Origin of the sequence: Sedimentitalea sp. XS_ASV28, from assembly GCF_041224545.1 — a bacterium.
In the GTDB taxonomy this organism is placed as follows: domain Bacteria; phylum Pseudomonadota; class Alphaproteobacteria; order Rhodobacterales; family Rhodobacteraceae; genus Sedimentitalea.
In genome coordinates this window covers 106473-120999 of sequence record NZ_JBGFGP010000166.1, presented here as the reverse complement: position 1 = coordinate 120999, position 14527 = coordinate 106473, and the positions used below count along the sequence as shown (strand labels likewise).

Below are 14527 nucleotides of genomic sequence, written 5' to 3'. Positions count from 1 at the left end.
GGGCCACTGAATGCTGACCTTCACGATCCGACGACTGGTCCTGGCAGTACCGACGCTTCTCTTCATCAGCCTGATCATCTTCCTGTTGCTGGAACTGGCCCCCGGAGACCCGATGTCGCAGGTGCCGTTGACGGTGCCGGTAGAAGTCAGGGAAGAGATGCGCAGGGCGCTCGGGCTGGGTGAGCCGGTTCCGCTACGTTTCTGGAAATGGGTGGTGCAGTTCTTCTGGATCGAACCGCAGATCCTGATCGACCATGTGTTCGGCACCCATCTGGCGGATGGCAAGCTGCGCGTTCTGAGCTGGCAAACCCGCTCACCGGTCATGGACATTGTGGTCCAGCGCATTCCGCAAACCCTCTGGGTGGTGGGCACCGCCTATGTCGTGGGTATCCTGATCGCCCTGCCCATCGGCATATACTCGGCCTACCGGCAATATTCATGGTTCGATCAGGCCGGCACCTTCGTGTCGATGATCGGCTTTTCGGTGCCGCCATTCTTTTCGGGGGTGCTGGTGATCGTCATCTTTTCGGTGAATCTCGGCTGGTTCCCCTCGATCTACGACACCACCCATGAGGTGACCGACTGGAACAGCTTTGTCGTACAATTGCGACAGATGATCATGCCGGTCATGGTGCTCGCGCTCCAGATCACTGCCCAGATCAGCCGCTTCATGCGCGCCTCGATGCTGGACAACCTGAACCAGGATTACGTGCGCACCGCCCGCGCCAAGGGCATCAGCGAGTATTTCGTGGTCATGGTGCATGTGCTGCGCAACTCGATGATTCCGGTGGTGACGGTGATCGCGCTTGGCGTGCCCGCGATCTTTGGCGGTGCCATCATCACCGAACAGGTGTTCAAGGTGAACGGAATCGGCCAGTTGCTGATCAGTTCCATTCAGGCGAACGACCTGCCGATGGTGCAGACGCTGGCCTTTATCTTTGCGGTGCTGATCGTCCTGTTCAACCTGATCGCCGATGTTCTTTACGGCATTCTTGACCCGAGGATCCGCTATGACTGACCCGCGACACGACAGGTCATCCGATCCGGTCGATGAAATCGCCGCGCTCGCCGCGCATGATCCGGGCGTGACCGTTGCAGGCGGCCCCGTGCCGGACCGCCCGCCTCGCAGCCGATGGCTGGATGTGTGGGATCAGTTCAAGACCCACAAGGGCGCGCTCTGGGGCGGCATCCTGTTCCTGCTGATCATCCTGACGGTTTATCTCGGCCCTTATGTCTGGACCATTGAGCCGACCCAGATCGACATTCGCGCCCGCAACCAGGGGCCAAGCCTCGCGCATCCCTTTGGAACCGATCAACTGGGGCGCGATATCCTGTCACGCATGATGTCCGGCGGGCAAACCTCGGTTTCCGTGGGCATGACGGCAATGCTGCTGGCGCTGTTCCTCGGGTCCTTCGTCGGGGTGATCGCCGGCTATTTTCGCAGGCTCGACGGCCCGCTGATGCGGCTGACGGATCTGTTCCTCGCCCTGCCTCTCCTGCCGCTGCTGCTGGTGATGATGCTGCTCTTTCGCGAGCCGCTCAGCGCGGCGTTCGGCGCGGAACAGGGCATCTTCATCCTGATCGTCTGCGCCATCGGCATCACCAGCTGGATGCCCACCGCCCGCATCGTTCGTGGCGATGTACTGGCACTGAAGGAACGGGAATTCGTTCTGGCGGCCCGCAGCATCGGCACCACCGACAGCAAGATGATCGCGCGGCATATCCTGCCCAATGTCCTCAGCCCGATCATGGTCTCGGCGACGCTGGGGATTGCCACCGCGATCATCACCGAAAGCAGCCTGTCTTTCCTCGGTCTCGGCTTTCCACCGGATTTCCCGACATGGGGGCGGCTGCTTTTTGACGGCACGGACTATCTTCAGGATTATCCCGAACGGGTGATCTGGCCGGGTGCGGCGATTTCGCTGACCGTGCTCAGCGTCAATTACCTGGGGGACGGGCTGCGCGATGCGCTGGACCCGCGCATTCGCGGCAGATAACCGGTTCGGAGCGTCCCGTTGTGGCCCTCGCAGGCAGCCCGCGTCACTCCATCTTGCGGCGAATACGACGCACCATCCACCAGACCATCGCGATCACCGGCAGTGTCACCAGCGCGGTCAGCATTCCCTTGCTGAGCCCGGTCGCGCCGGCGAGCGGATAGAGCAGGTATCCTGCAAGCGAAACGGCGTAATAGCTGATGGCCACCACCGACAATCCCTCGACCGTATGTTGCAGGCGCAGTTGCAGGTCGGCGCGGCGATCCATGCTCTCAAGCAGGGCCTGGTTCTGCGCGCTGCGCTCGACGTCAACGCGGGTTCGCAGCAGATCACCCGCCCGGATCGCCCGGTCGGCCAGCGATTGCAGCCGTGTCTCGGTTGATTTGACCGTGCGCATCGCGGGCGCATAACGGCGCATCATGAACTCGCCAAAGGTCTGCCGCCCGTGAAACCGCGCTTCACGCAACACCCGGATACGCTCGTTCACCAACGCCTCATAGGCACCGGTCGCCCCAAACCGGAACGACGAATTCGCCGCCAGGGTCTCGAGCTGCGAGGAAATCGACAACAGCTCGGGCAGGATCACGTCCGGCGGCGTTGTGCCCCGTGTCATTTCCGTCATCAGCGCCGCGAGGTTGTTGTCGAGCTGGGCGATCTGCGTCGACATCTCTCTGGCGCGAGAAAACCCGAGCATCGACATGGATTTATAGGTTTCGATTTCGCAGATGCGCTGAATCAGCCGACCGATGCGCGACTCGCTGGTCTGCTCTTCAACGAAAACGGCGAACCGCAAATGTCCGGCGGGGTCGATGCGGAAATCGCCCGACATGATCGCACTCTCGTCCAGCACATGCGCGATGGCCGTGCTCTCGGGCACGAACCAGTCGGCCAGCTTGCGCGTGATCTCCTGGTCAGCAGGCCGTGGCTCCACCCGGACCATCGCCGATGTGATCCGCTGTCCCGGTGCGGTCTCAAGCCAATCTTCGGGAAACACTTCGAAATCGGCCGGGTCGAACGGTCGGCTCGACACGCCGTCGCGATAGGCGGTGTAGCTTACGAATTCGGTATGTTGCTCCCATTTCAGGACGTGCTGACCGATACGGTTGCTGTAATGCGTCGCACCGGGCTGCGGATGTGGCGCGCCATGACGGTCCAGCAGCGCGATCAGGTGGGAAAGATCCGCGCCCCGATCGCGGCTGACCGCTTCGTTCGGTTGCTTGATCGCGACGAATACGACGCTGCTGCCCGCTTGGATTTCAGGAAACGGGCGGGCATGCAGTTCGTTTGCCAGTCGATAGCGTAATGGGTGATCTTCGATTTGGGGCATCAGACCGTCCTGTCAGAGCGCCCGCGAGAACCGGGCACAATTGGCGCTAAATCATATAAATTCAATCAGTTAAAGGAATACATTGGTATACCCGGGCCATGCAAACGCAACTGCCTGAAAATAACGCATGGCCAGTCATTCGGACAAAAAACATGGCGCAACCCGTTTCTCCGCCGCAATTTCAGGGGTTTGAAATGCCGGCCTGCCTTGATGACGCGCCGCACCCTGAAATGAAAAAGCCCCCACCGGATATCCGGCAGGGGCTCTTTTTCGTCGCGTTGCGTCAGGTCACTCGATCATCGGCAACAGCTTGTCGAGCGACTCTTTCGCGTCACCGTAGAACATCCGGGTATTCTCCTTGAAGAACAGCGGGTTCTCGATGCCGGAATAGCCGGTGCCCTGACCGCGTTTGGAGACAAAGACCTGCTTGGCCTTCCAGCATTCCAGCACCGGCATGCCGGCGATGGGACTGTTGGGATCTTCCTGCGCCGCCGGGTTCACGATGTCGTTCGAACCGATCACGATGGCAACATCGGTATTGGGGAAGTCATCATTGATCTCGTCCATTTCCAGCACGATATCGTAAGGCACCTTGGCTTCGGCAAGAAGCACATTCATGTGCCCCGGCAGACGCCCGGCAACCGGGTGGATCGCAAAGCGCACATTCTTGCCCTTGGCGCGCAGCTTGCGGACCAGTTCGCTGACCGATTGCTGAGCCTGCGCAACCGCCATCCCGTAGCCCGGGATGATGATGATGCTGTCGGCATCGTTCAGTGCCTGCGCCACGCCGTCGGCCTCGATCGCGACCTGCTCGCCCTCGACTTCCATCGCCGGGCCCGACGTACCGCCGAAACCGCCAAGGATCACGCTGACAAAGTGACGGTTCATCGCCTTGCACATGATGTAGGACAGGATCGCACCCGACGAACCGACCAGCGCGCCGACCACGATCAGCAGATCGTTGCCCAGCGAGAAGCCGATCGCCGCCGCGGCCCAGCCAGAGTAGCTGTTCAGCATCGACACCACGACCGGCATGTCGGCGCCGCCGATGCCCATGATCAGGTGGTAGCCGATGAACAGCGCCGCAAGCGTCATCAGCAGCAGCGGCAGGAAGCCACCGGTGTTGAAATACCAGATCAGACAGATCAGCGACAACGCCGCCGCACCGGCATTCAGTGCGTGACCGCCGGGCAGCTTGGTTGCAGCAGACGTCACCTTGCCCGCCAGTTTGCCATAGGCGATGACCGATCCGGTAAAGGTGATCGCACCGATGAAGATGCCGAGGAACAGTTCGACGCGCAGGATGTTGATCTCTACCGCATCCTTCTTGGCCAGAAGCGCCGCGAACCCGTCGAGAGATTTCCTGGCTGCGTCGTCCATCGCCAGCACGTTGCCCAGTTCGAAATGCGCGTTGAAGCCGACGAAGACCGCCGCAAGGCCGACGAGGCTGTGCATCGCCGCGACCAGTTGGGGCATCTCGGTCATCTGAACGCGCTGTGCCACCACATAGCCGATCGCGCCACCGGCAGCGATCAGCAGAAGCGACAACAGCCAGAGACCCGATCCGGGCCCGATCAGCGTGGCAAAGATCGCCAGCGCCATGCCCACGATACCGTACCAGACAGCGCGTTTTGCGCTCTCCTGGCCGGAAAGACCGCCCAGCGACAGGATGAAGAGAACTGCCGCGACCACATAGGCCGCCGTCGTGAATCCGAATTCCATGCTACGGCCTCCTTAGGATTTCTGGAACATGGCGAGCATCCGCCGGGTGACAAGAAAGCCGCCGAAGATGTTGATCCCCGCCATGAAAATGGAAAGCGCAGCGAGTATGATCACGAGTAAGCTGCTTGAGCCGATCTGCATCAGCGCCCCAAGAATGATGATCGAACTGATCGCGTTCGTGACGGCCATCAGCGGCGTATGCAGCGAGTGCGACACGTTCCAGATCACCTGGAACCCGACAAAGACCGAGAGCACGAAGACGATGAAATGCTGCATGAAGCTCGCCGGGGCGACGAGACCGACCCCGAGCAGCACCACCGCGCCCACCGCGATCAGCGTCACCTGTTGCTTGGTCTGGGCCTTGAACTCGGCCACTTCCTGCGCGCGCTTCTCTTCCGCGGTCAGTTCCTTCGGTTTTTCCTTGGGCTTGGCCGCGATCGCCTGCACCTTGGGCGGTGGCGGCGGGAAGGTGACTTCCTTGTCATGGGTGATGGTGGCACCGCGGATGACGTCATCTTCCATGTCATGATTGATCGCCCCGTCCTTTTCAGGCGTGAGATCGGCCATCATGTGACGGATGTTGTTGGCATAGAGCGTCGAGCTCTGCGCCGCCATGCGCGACGGGAAATCGGTATAGCCGATAATCGTAACGCCGTTATCGGTCACGATTTTTTCGTCCATCACGGTCAGTTCGCAATTGCCGCCACGTTCGGCGGCAAGGTCGACGATCACGCTGCCCGGTTTCATCGACTCGACCATGTCCTTGGTCCACAGCACCGGCGCGGGCCGGTTCGGGATCAGGGCCGTGGTGATGACGATATCCATGTCCGGCGCAATTTCGCGGAACTTTTCAAGCTGCTTGGCCTGGAATTCGGGGCTGGACGGCGGCGCATAGCCTCCGGTCGCCGCGCCGTCGGGCAATTCGGACTCGTCGAACTCGAGGAACACGAACTCGGCCCCCATGGACTCGATCTGCTCCGCAACTTCGGGACGTACGTCAAAGGCATAGGTAATCGCGCCCAGCGACGTCGCCGTACCGATCGCGGCCAGACCGGCCACGCCGGCGCCAACGACCAGCACCTTGGCCGGGGGCACCTTGCCCGCCGCCGTCACCTGACCGGTGAAGAAACGACCGAAATTGTTCCCCGCCTCGATGACCGCGCGATAGCCCGCGATATTGGCCATCGACGACAGCGCGTCCATCTTCTGGGCGCGGCTGATCCGTGGCACCATGTCCATGGCGATGACGGTTGCGCCCTTTTCGGCGGCCTTGCCCATCAGTTCCTCGTTGGACCCCGGATAGAAGAACGAAATCAGCGTCTGGTCCTTGCGAAGCCGCTTGACTTCGGTTTCGGTGGGCGGGCGCACCTTGGCCACCACATCAGAGGCCTTGTAAAGGGCAGCCGCAGTCTTGACCACTTCAACGCCCGCAGCCTCATAGGCCGCATCCGAAAAGCCGGCCTCAAGCCCGGCCCCGGTTTCGATCAGGCATTCATGTCCCAGCTTCTGAAGCTGCGCCGCGCTTTCGGGCGTCATGGCGACACGACGTTCGCCCTCGTGAATTTCCTTCGGCGTTCCTATCTTCAATCCAAGTCCCCCTGATTTACCCGGCTCGGGCACAATACAGCCAAATTTCTGGTCGCTTCACTACCTTGCGCAACAAACTTGCGCAAGCTGCGCAGACTGCCGCGTGTCAAAAATGTTACTTGCTCACACCCATCTGCGCACTTTTCTTTCGTAGCGGGCAAAATCCATTCGGAACATGCGCCGCAATCTATCTTCTTCCGGAAGAATGAAACGCTTTTCTATCACCCACACGAAAATCGGTACCAGAGGCAGCGACAGAACCGCGTCAAATCGCAGGACAAGGCCCGCCAGGACAAGCGCGTCGCCGACATAGATCGGGTTGCGCGTCCGTGAGAAAATACCCGACTGGATCAGCCTGCCCGGCGTCCCATGCGGGTTGATCGTGGTCGCATGCCTGCGGAATTCGCTCAGGGCGAGCACCATCAGCAGCAGGCCGCCGCCGATCAACATTCCGCCGAGCAGATCGGCCCATTTGCCGCCGAAACTCAACCCGTAGGAAAAATACGTCGACTGAACCCAGGCGAGCGCAACGCAGCCCAAGAGCCAGACCGGGGGAACATCAATCCATTTCATCGGATCATCTTCGCCAGATGGGCGACTCCTTGCGTGGTTTATCGTCGGCGAGTGTGCACCTGAATCGCGTCCCTTTTCCACCCGGCCATTCGTAGCGATCGTCGCACCCTGTGTCGGGGCGCGCTTGTGTCCGGAGCGCGAGCCGATAGGGTAATAGCGAGGCAAGGGAGGAACGGCATGACACTTGAAGGAAAACACGCGATCGTCACCGGCGGCGGCACCGGGATCGGTCTGGCCATCGCGCGGGCGCTTGCGGCAGAAGGCGCACGGGTGACGATCACCGGGCGGCGACAGGAGGTGCTCGACGAGGTCGCCAGCGACGGTCTCTTTGGCATGGCGATGGATGTGCGCGACGAAGACGACGTGATATCCAAGGTCGCGGCGGCGGTCGATGCCCGTGGTCCGGTGCAGATTTGCGTGGCCAATGCCGGCATCGCCGAAGGCCGCGCGGTCCACAAGACCACGCTGGACTTCTGGCGAAACATGATGGCGACCAATTTGGATGGCGCATTTCTGACCATCCGCGAATGCCTGCACAGCATGCGCGGGACCGACTGGGGACGGGTCATCACGATGGCGTCGATTGCCGGGGTCAGGGGGTTGCCGGGCGCAGCCTGCTATACCGCGTCAAAACACGGTCTGATCGGACTGACGCGGGCACTGAGCGAGGATTACTTGGGCAAACCCATGACCTTCAACGCGATTTGCCCCGCCTATGTCGATACGCCGATCGTCGAACGCAACACCGGCAACATCGCCAAGCGCGCCGGGATCAGCGAGGAGGACGCCCGCGCGGTCATGGTCGGTGCCAACCGGCACAAGCGCCTGATCGCGCCCGAAGAGGTGGCCGCCGCCGCCATGTGGCTCGTGCGTCCGGGATCGGAGAGCGTGAACGGCCAGGTGATCGAAATCGCCGGAGGCCAGATGTGAGAAACGCCCGCGCCCGGACCTGCGCAGCGCCATCAACCAGGGAACACCAATGACCGATTTTGCAGCCACAAAGGCGATGTTCGAAATTCCCGAGGGCGTGCTGTATCTGGATGGCAACTCGCTGGGCCCGCTGCCCCGGGCGGCACAGGGGCGGGTGGCCCGGATGCTGAGCGACGAATGGGGCAAGATGCTGATCACCGGATGGAACAAGGCCGGATGGATGGCGATGCCGATGGCCCTGGGCGACCGGGTGGGCAAGCTGATCGGGGCCGAACCGGGCCAGGTGGTTCTGGGAGACACCCTGTCGATCAAGGTCTATCAGGCCCTTGCCGCCACGCTCGACATGAACCCGGATCGTCGCGTGGTGCTCAGTGACAGCGGCAACTTCCCGTCCGATCTCTACATGGCCGAGGGATTGTTGCGCAGCCTTGGCCGGGGCCACGAATTGCGCGTGGTCGATCCGGACGCGGTAGAGGAGGCCATAAACGACGAAATTGCGGTTCTGATGCTGACCGAGGTTGATTACCGCACCGGGCGATTGCACGACATGGCGGAGTTGACGCGACGTGCCCATGACGCCGGCGTGATGACGGTCTGGGATCTGGCGCATACGGCAGGTGCGGTCCCGGTGGACGTTTCCGGGGCCGGAGCCGATTTCGCCGTCGGCTGTACCTACAAATACCTCAATGGCGGGCCGGGCGCGCCGGCCTTCATCTATGTCGCGCCGCGTCATGCGGAGCGGGCAGTCCCTGCCCTGTCCGGCTGGCTGGGTCATGATGCGCCCTTCGCGTTCGAGCAAAGCTATCGCCCCGGTCAGGGTATCGAGCGGATGCGCGTCGGCACGCCGCCCATCATCCAGCTGACCGCGCTGGAAACTGCGCTGGATATCTGGGACATGGCGGATATGCAGGATGTCCGTGCCGCGTCGATTGCCCTGTGCGAGATGTTCATCGCCGAGATCGAAGCCTCCTGTCCCATGCTGACCCTGGCCAGCCCGCGCGAGGCCGCCAGACGTGGCAGCCAGGTCTCGTTCCGGTTTGAGCATGGCTATGCCGCGATGCAGGCCCTGATCGCCCGCGGAGTGATCGGCGATTTTCGCGCGCCGGACATCATGCGCTTTGGTTTTACCCCACTCTATATCGACGCCGACGATGTCCGCGCCGCCGTCGCGATCATTCGGGATGTCATGCAGAACCGGCTGTGGGACCGCGCCGAATACAAGACCCGCGCGGCGGTCACATGAGATCGACGATCCACCCGATTTTGCGGTTTCCAATTCACCCGCAACCGGAGCCGGCACCATGACCGATCCCTATGACCCCTCGCGCGAGGGGGCGCAGATGTCTTTCGACGGGCGCATGTCCTATGGCGACTACCTGCACCTGTCACAAATACTGGACGCGCAGAAACCCCTGTCGCAGGCACATGACGAGATGCTGTTCATCATACAGCATCAGACCTCTGAATTGTGGATGCGGCTGGCGATACACGAATTGTCAGCGGCGCGGGAGGCGCTGCAAGGTTGCGACCGGCGTCCCGCCTTCAAGATGCTGTCGCGCGTGTCGCGCATATTCGAACAGCTCAACAGCGCGTGGGACGTGCTGCGCACCATGACGCCAAGCGATTACACCACGTTTCGCGAAGCGCTCGGGCAATCCTCGGGTTTCCAGTCGCACCAGTATCGCCAGATCGAATTCATGCTGGGCAACCGCAATACAGCGCTGCTCAAACCCCATGCCCATCGCCCCGACATAACGAGGTTGCTGACGGCGGAACTGGCGAAACCATCCTTGTACGACGTGGCCCTCGCCGCTCTGCACCAGAGTTTTCCCCTGCCTGACGCGGTTCTGAACCGGGATCTTGAACAACCCCATTCCGAGAACCCGCAGGTCGCCGACGCCTGGAGCACGGTCTATCGCGATCCGCAAACCCACTGGGAGCTGTACGAACTGGCCGAGAAACTGGTCGATCTGGAGGATTATTTCCGCCGCTGGCGTTTCAACCATGTCACCACCGTCGAACGCGTCATCGGGTTCAAGCGCGGGACGGGGGGCACCGGCGGCATCAGCTATCTCAAGCGGATGCTCGAGGTTGAGTTGTTCCCGGAGCTTTGGCATCTGAGAACCGGTCTCTGAGGGCTCGCCGCTCAGCCTGCCATCAGACCGCCCGCGATGAGTGTTGCGAATATCGCAAGCCTTGCCCGCAATTGGGAAACCGAATTCGCCGTGGTTTTCAACCCTTTCAACCCCACCATAATGACATCCGCGACCTGCTCGGGCGTGTCTGGCAGCGTGATCCGGCCCTCTGCCGCCGTCCGTTCCAGCCATTGCATGTAAATGTCGCGCAACCGATCCTCGCCCGTCTGCTTGATGGTTGCGGTGGTTTTTTCGCCGGTGTCGAGAAGTTCCATGCCGTGCGGAGACTTGACCAGCGTTTCGATCATGTCACCGATCTGAGTTTCAAAGGCATCCTGCAACAGTTCGGGCACGGTTTTTTCGGCGCTCAGGGCCGTCGCAAGATCCCCGGCCGCATTGTCGTAATACATCTGCGTCAGGCTGCGAAAGATGTCGTCCTTGTTCCTGTAATGCTGATAGACGGCGGCACGCGACATTCCCGCACCGTCGGCAATGTCGTTCATAGAGGTCTTGCGAAACCCGTAGGTTGAAAACGCCTGCAATGCCGACCTGAGAATGGCATCCCGTTTGGAAACGTTCGAATCATGCATCATGGTAAAAGGCCTTGATCGTCCTTGATTTTTCGCCTGATTGACATTCTGACATTTTTTGATATATTTGTCAAAATGTCATAGCAATCGCCAGGATCGGGGCCAGCCATGTCAACCCAACTCACCATCAACGGCAAATCTCATCAGGTGGACCTCCCGGACGACGTTCCCCTGCTCTGGGTGCTGCGGGACGAAATCGGTCTGACCGGCACCAAGTTCGGCTGCGGCATCGCGGCCTGCGGCGCCTGCACGGTGCATATCGATGGCGAAGCGGTACGCAGTTGTCAGGTGCCGCTGTCCGATGTCTGGGGCGATGTCACCACGATCGAGGGTATCGGCACACCCGACGCCATGGCGGTCATTCAGGAAGCCTGGGTCGAACATCAGGTTGCCCAATGCGGCTATTGCCAGTCCGGCCAGATCATGCAGGCGGCGGCGCTGCTGGCCGAGACACCCGACCCGACGGATGCCGAGATCGACGACGCGATGCAGGGCAATCTGTGCCGGTGCGGCACCTACCCCCGAATCCGCGCAGCCATTCACACCGCCGCCGGCAAGATGCAGGAGTCCTGATCCATGGCAAGCTTTGGTAAAATCGCCCGCCGGACCTTTCTGATCGGTTCCGCCGCCATCGTCGGCGGCGTGGCATTCGGGGCATATTATGTCTCCCGACCCGCTCCCAACCCGCTGAAACCCGCCGAGGGCGAGGCGGCGTTGAATCCTTTCGTACTGATCGACCAGCAAGGCGTGACCCTGTTTGCGCCCCGTGCCGAGATGGGTCAGGGGGTCAGAACAACCTGGGCGGCGCTTATCGCAGAAGAGCTCGACGTCGACCCGGACGCGGTTCGCATCCTGCACGGTCCAGCGGCAACCGCCTACTACAACACCGCGCTCGTTGGTGATGCCCTGCCCGGCAAGGGGTACGACAAATCCGACTTCATGCACGGTGTCGCCGAAACGCTCGGCGTGTTCGGCAAGGTCATGGGCATGCAGGTCACCGGCGGATCGACCTCGATGATCGACGGGTTCGAGCGCATGCGTGCGGCGGGGGCATCAGCGCGTGAGACGCTGAAAGAGGCCGCCGCGCAACGTCTCGGTGTTGATCGTCAATCGCTCAGGACAGCGAACGGCAAGGTCATTGCGCCGGATGGCGCCGAGATTGCCTATGGCGACCTTGCCGTGGCCGCCGCCGCGCTTGATCCGGTCGAGGCCGAATTGCGGCCAGCCACCGAATGGCGACTGCTGGGCAAGTCGCAGCCGCGCGTGGACATGGTCGGCAAGACCACGGGCACCGCAGAGTTCGGCATCGACGTGCGGCTGGACGGCATGAAATTCGCCTCTGTCCGGATGTCTCCCCGGCGCGGCGGCATGATACGCTTTGACGCGTCGCAGGCCACCGGGATGCCGGGCGTCGAAAAGGTCATCGACCTGGGCACCGGCGTCGCTGTTGTCGCCAACAACACATGGATCGCGATGCAGGCGCTGGACGCGATAGACGTGGAATGGGACGAAGCCCCCTATCCCGCCGAGACCGATCAGCTTTTTGCCGAGATCGCCTCTGCCTTTGACGCCGGTCCGAATTCGACCATGCGTAACGACGGCGATGCGACCAGGACCCCGGAAGGTGCGACCGAGCTTCGCGCGGAATACCGCATGCCCTATCTGGCGCATGCGACGATGGAACCGATGAATGCAACCGCGCTTTATACTGGAACACGGCTCGATATCTGGTCTGGCAACCAGGCACCGGTATTCACCGCCCGCCACTGCGCCGATGCGGTGGGTCTGGAGGTCGAAGCCGTTGATGTGCACACCACCTATCTCGGTGGCGGTTTCGGACGCCGTGGCGAGGTGGACTTTGCGGTGCTCGCCGCGCGGGTCGCCCGGGAGATGCCCGATACCCCGGTCCAGGTCACCTGGTCACGGGAAGAGGACATGCAGCATGATTTCTATCGCCCCGCAGCGATCGGCCGGTTTCGCGGCGCTGTCCAGGATGGCAAGGCCGTGCTGCTCGACGGCGACATTGCGGCGCAATCCTGCAACCATCAGGTGATGGGCCGCTGGCTGGGTGCCCCTGCGGTCGGCCCCGACAAGATCACGGTAGACGGCGCCTTCAACGCGCCCTACGCGATCCCGAATTTCCGCATCCGGGGCTATCTTGCCGAACTGGCGGTTCCGGTCGGCTTCTGGAGATCGGTCGGACCATCGGTGAACGGATTTCTGCTGGACAGTTTCGTTGACGAGATGGCCCATGCCGCCGGGCGCGACCCCCTCGATTTCCGCCTCCAGATGGCGCGCGCCGAATGGGAACCGGCGGCGGCCTGCCTTGAAACGGTGCGTGACATGTCGGGCTGGACCGGCAAGACCCCGGACGGTGTCGGACGCGGCGTGGGCTTTACCTACAGCTTCGGAACCCCCGTCGCGCAGGTCATCGAAGTGGTCGACGAAGACGGCACGATCCGGATCAACAAGGCATGGATCGCCTGCGACCTCGGAATCGTGCTCGACCGCAGCATCGTCGAAGCACAGATGATCGGCGGCATGAACTATGGTCTGTCAGCGGCCTGCTACGGCGAGATCACATTTTCCGATGGCGAGGTCGAGCAACTCAATTTTCCCGACTACGATGCAATCCGGATGCACACGGCACCGGTCACCGAGGTCGCCATTCTCGAGAACAAGGCGTATATCAGCGGCGCGGGGGAACCGGGCACGCCGCCGTCAATGCCGGCACTGGGCAATGCGCTGTTCGACCTGACCGGCACCCGCGCCCGCGACCTGCCCCTGAACAAGCATTTCGACCTTCTGATCTGAGGGCAAAATATGCCCGCCGCGACTCAGGCGCTCTTTTGCAGGGCCGGGCGCGCCGCCCAGGCGCGGACCGCATCGCCGAAAGCGGTAAACAACGGGCGCGAAACCGGGTCATTCGCCGCGTCCCACTCGGGATGCCATTGCACCGACAGGGTAAAGCCCGGCGCGCCATCGACATAGATCGCCTCGGGTGTTCCGTCCGGCGCATGGCCGTCGATCACGATGCGCGGCCCGGCTCGCTTGATGCCTTGCCCATGCAACGTGTTCGTCATGACCTCGGTCGTCCCGAACAGCTCGTGGAACACGCCCCCTTCGGCAAAGCTGACCCTGTGGCGCAGCGCGAATTTTTCTTCCAGCGTGCCATCCGGCGGCATCCGGTGGTTCATCCGCCCCGGCAGGTCGCGGATCTCGGGATGAAGCGTTCCCCCCATTGCCACGTTCACCTCCTGGAACCCGCGACAGATACCGAAAAACGGTTGACCCCGCTCGACACAGGCCCGCACCAGCGGCAGCGTGATCGCATCCCGTGCCCGATCAAACGCGCCATGCGCTTCGGTCGCGTCCTCGCCGTATTCCTCGGGGTGCACGTTCGGGCGCCCTCCGGTCAGAAGGAACCCGTCGCAGGTCTCAAGCAACTCGTCCACCGACAGGAAACGCGGATCCGCCGGGATCAGCATGGGCATGCAGCAGGACACCTTGGCCACCGCTTCGGAGTTGTGCGACCCGCCCGCGTGGGCCGGATATTCGTCATTGATGAGATAGCTGTTGCCGATGATGCCGACGATGGGGCGCGCCATGTGAATGCCTGTCTTTTGCGTTTGCACAAGAATAGGACGCCGCGTGACGAACGGCAACTCC

At 61.9% G+C, this 14527-nt stretch carries 13 protein-coding genes; 7 read left to right on the top strand and 6 right to left on the bottom strand.

Annotated features, from left to right (window positions below; translation table 11 throughout):
* Positions 1–10: 10 nt before the first annotated feature.
* Both AB9K34_RS19630 and AB9K34_RS19625 read left to right on the top strand, forming a co-directional pair.
* On the top strand, positions 11–1018 hold the full coding sequence (locus AB9K34_RS19630) for an ABC transporter permease (protein WP_369956168.1): 1008 nt from the start codon (positions 11–13) through the stop codon (positions 1016–1018).
* Positions 1011–1997 carry an ABC transporter permease gene (locus AB9K34_RS19625; protein WP_369956166.1) on the top strand — a complete coding sequence of 329 codons (987 nt, stop codon included), beginning with the start codon at positions 1011–1013 and terminating at the stop codon, positions 1995–1997. The genes AB9K34_RS19630 and AB9K34_RS19625 overlap by 8 nt, the downstream gene beginning before the upstream one ends.
* Before the next feature lie 43 nt (positions 1998–2040).
* Here AB9K34_RS19625 and AB9K34_RS19620 read toward each other — a convergent pair whose 3' ends face one another.
* The 4 genes from AB9K34_RS19620 to AB9K34_RS19605 form a co-directional block, all read right to left on the bottom strand.
* Positions 2041–3321 carry a DUF3422 family protein gene (locus AB9K34_RS19620; RefSeq protein ID WP_369956165.1) on the bottom strand — a complete coding sequence of 427 codons (1281 nt, stop codon included), beginning with the start codon at positions 3319–3321 and terminating at the stop codon, positions 2041–2043.
* Positions 3322–3609: 288 nt separating this feature from the next.
* Positions 3610–5043 (bottom strand): NAD(P)(+) transhydrogenase (Re/Si-specific) subunit beta, encoded by a 1434-nt coding sequence (locus AB9K34_RS19615; protein ID WP_369956164.1) that lies wholly within the window; start codon positions 5041–5043, stop codon positions 3610–3612.
* Between the two features lie 12 nt (positions 5044–5055).
* Positions 5056–6630 (bottom strand): Re/Si-specific NAD(P)(+) transhydrogenase subunit alpha, encoded by a 1575-nt coding sequence (locus AB9K34_RS19610; RefSeq protein ID WP_369956163.1) that lies wholly within the window; start codon positions 6628–6630, stop codon positions 5056–5058.
* 123 nt (positions 6631–6753) lie between these two features.
* Positions 6754–7203, bottom strand: coding sequence for an isoprenylcysteine carboxylmethyltransferase family protein (locus tag AB9K34_RS19605; protein ID WP_369956161.1), 450 nt, complete (start codon positions 7201–7203; stop codon positions 6754–6756).
* 177 nt (positions 7204–7380) lie between these two features.
* On the opposite strand from AB9K34_RS19605, the gene AB9K34_RS19600 reads away from it, so the two are divergent.
* Genes AB9K34_RS19600 through kynA form a run of 3 tightly spaced genes read left to right on the top strand, consistent with a single transcriptional unit; the run spans position 7381 to position 10268 of the window.
* Complete coding sequence (locus AB9K34_RS19600; protein ID WP_369956160.1) at positions 7381–8133, top strand: SDR family NAD(P)-dependent oxidoreductase; 753 nt, start codon at positions 7381–7383, stop codon at positions 8131–8133.
* Between the two features lie 49 nt (positions 8134–8182).
* Positions 8183–9376: a kynureninase gene (gene kynU, locus AB9K34_RS19595; RefSeq protein WP_369956158.1), complete on the top strand. Its 1194-nt coding sequence runs from the start codon at positions 8183–8185 to the stop codon at positions 9374–9376.
* Between the two features lie 58 nt (positions 9377–9434).
* Complete coding sequence (gene kynA / locus AB9K34_RS19590; protein WP_369956156.1) at positions 9435–10268, top strand: tryptophan 2,3-dioxygenase; 834 nt, start codon at positions 9435–9437, stop codon at positions 10266–10268.
* A gap of 11 nt (positions 10269–10279) precedes the next feature.
* Here kynA and AB9K34_RS19585 read toward each other — a convergent pair whose 3' ends face one another.
* Positions 10280–10861, bottom strand: a complete 582-nt coding sequence (locus AB9K34_RS19585) for a TetR/AcrR family transcriptional regulator (RefSeq protein WP_369956155.1) — start codon at positions 10859–10861, stop codon at positions 10280–10282.
* Positions 10862–10966: 105 nt separating this feature from the next.
* On the opposite strand from AB9K34_RS19585, the gene AB9K34_RS19580 reads away from it, so the two are divergent.
* The gene (locus tag AB9K34_RS19580; RefSeq protein WP_369956153.1) at positions 10967–11431 is read left to right on the top strand and encodes a (2Fe-2S)-binding protein; all 465 of its coding nucleotides are present in this window, start codon (positions 10967–10969) and stop codon (positions 11429–11431) included.
* A gap of 3 nt (positions 11432–11434) precedes the next feature.
* Positions 11435–13672: a molybdopterin cofactor-binding domain-containing protein gene (locus AB9K34_RS19575; protein ID WP_369956152.1), complete on the top strand. Its 2238-nt coding sequence runs from the start codon at positions 11435–11437 to the stop codon at positions 13670–13672.
* A 23-nt stretch (positions 13673–13695) separates the two neighbouring features.
* Here AB9K34_RS19575 and AB9K34_RS19570 read toward each other — a convergent pair whose 3' ends face one another.
* On the bottom strand, positions 13696–14466 hold the full coding sequence (locus tag AB9K34_RS19570; protein ID WP_369956151.1) for a gamma-glutamyl-gamma-aminobutyrate hydrolase family protein: 771 nt from the start codon (positions 14464–14466) through the stop codon (positions 13696–13698).
* Between the last annotated feature and the right edge of the window lie 61 nt (positions 14467–14527).

Bases quoted from the DNA above. Each gene is read 5' to 3' on its own strand.
- AB9K34_RS19585 (WP_369956155.1), bottom strand. From the start codon at position 10,861: ATGATGCATGATTCGAACGTTTCCAAACGGGATGCCATTCTCAGGTCG.
- AB9K34_RS19620 (WP_369956165.1), bottom strand. From the start codon at position 3,321: ATGCCCCAAATCGAAGATCACCCATTACGCTATCGACTGGCAAACGAA.
- AB9K34_RS19580 (WP_369956153.1), top strand. From the start codon at position 10,967: ATGTCAACCCAACTCACCATCAACGGCAAATCTCATCAGGTGGACCTC.
- AB9K34_RS19600 (WP_369956160.1), top strand. From the start codon at position 7,381: ATGACACTTGAAGGAAAACACGCGATCGTCACCGGCGGCGGCACCGGG.
- AB9K34_RS19575 (WP_369956152.1), top strand. From the start codon at position 11,435: ATGGCAAGCTTTGGTAAAATCGCCCGCCGGACCTTTCTGATCGGTTCC.
- kynU (WP_369956158.1), top strand. From the start codon at position 8,183: ATGACCGATTTTGCAGCCACAAAGGCGATGTTCGAAATTCCCGAGGGC.
- kynA (WP_369956156.1), top strand. From the start codon at position 9,435: ATGACCGATCCCTATGACCCCTCGCGCGAGGGGGCGCAGATGTCTTTC.
- AB9K34_RS19570 (WP_369956151.1), bottom strand. From the start codon at position 14,466: ATGGCGCGCCCCATCGTCGGCATCATCGGCAACAGCTATCTCATCAAT.
- AB9K34_RS19615 (WP_369956164.1), bottom strand. From the start codon at position 5,043: ATGGAATTCGGATTCACGACGGCGGCCTATGTGGTCGCGGCAGTTCTC.
- AB9K34_RS19605 (WP_369956161.1), bottom strand. From the start codon at position 7,203: ATGAAATGGATTGATGTTCCCCCGGTCTGGCTCTTGGGCTGCGTTGCG.
- AB9K34_RS19630 (WP_369956168.1), top strand. From the start codon at position 11: ATGCTGACCTTCACGATCCGACGACTGGTCCTGGCAGTACCGACGCTT.
- AB9K34_RS19625 (WP_369956166.1), top strand. From the start codon at position 1,011: ATGACTGACCCGCGACACGACAGGTCATCCGATCCGGTCGATGAAATC.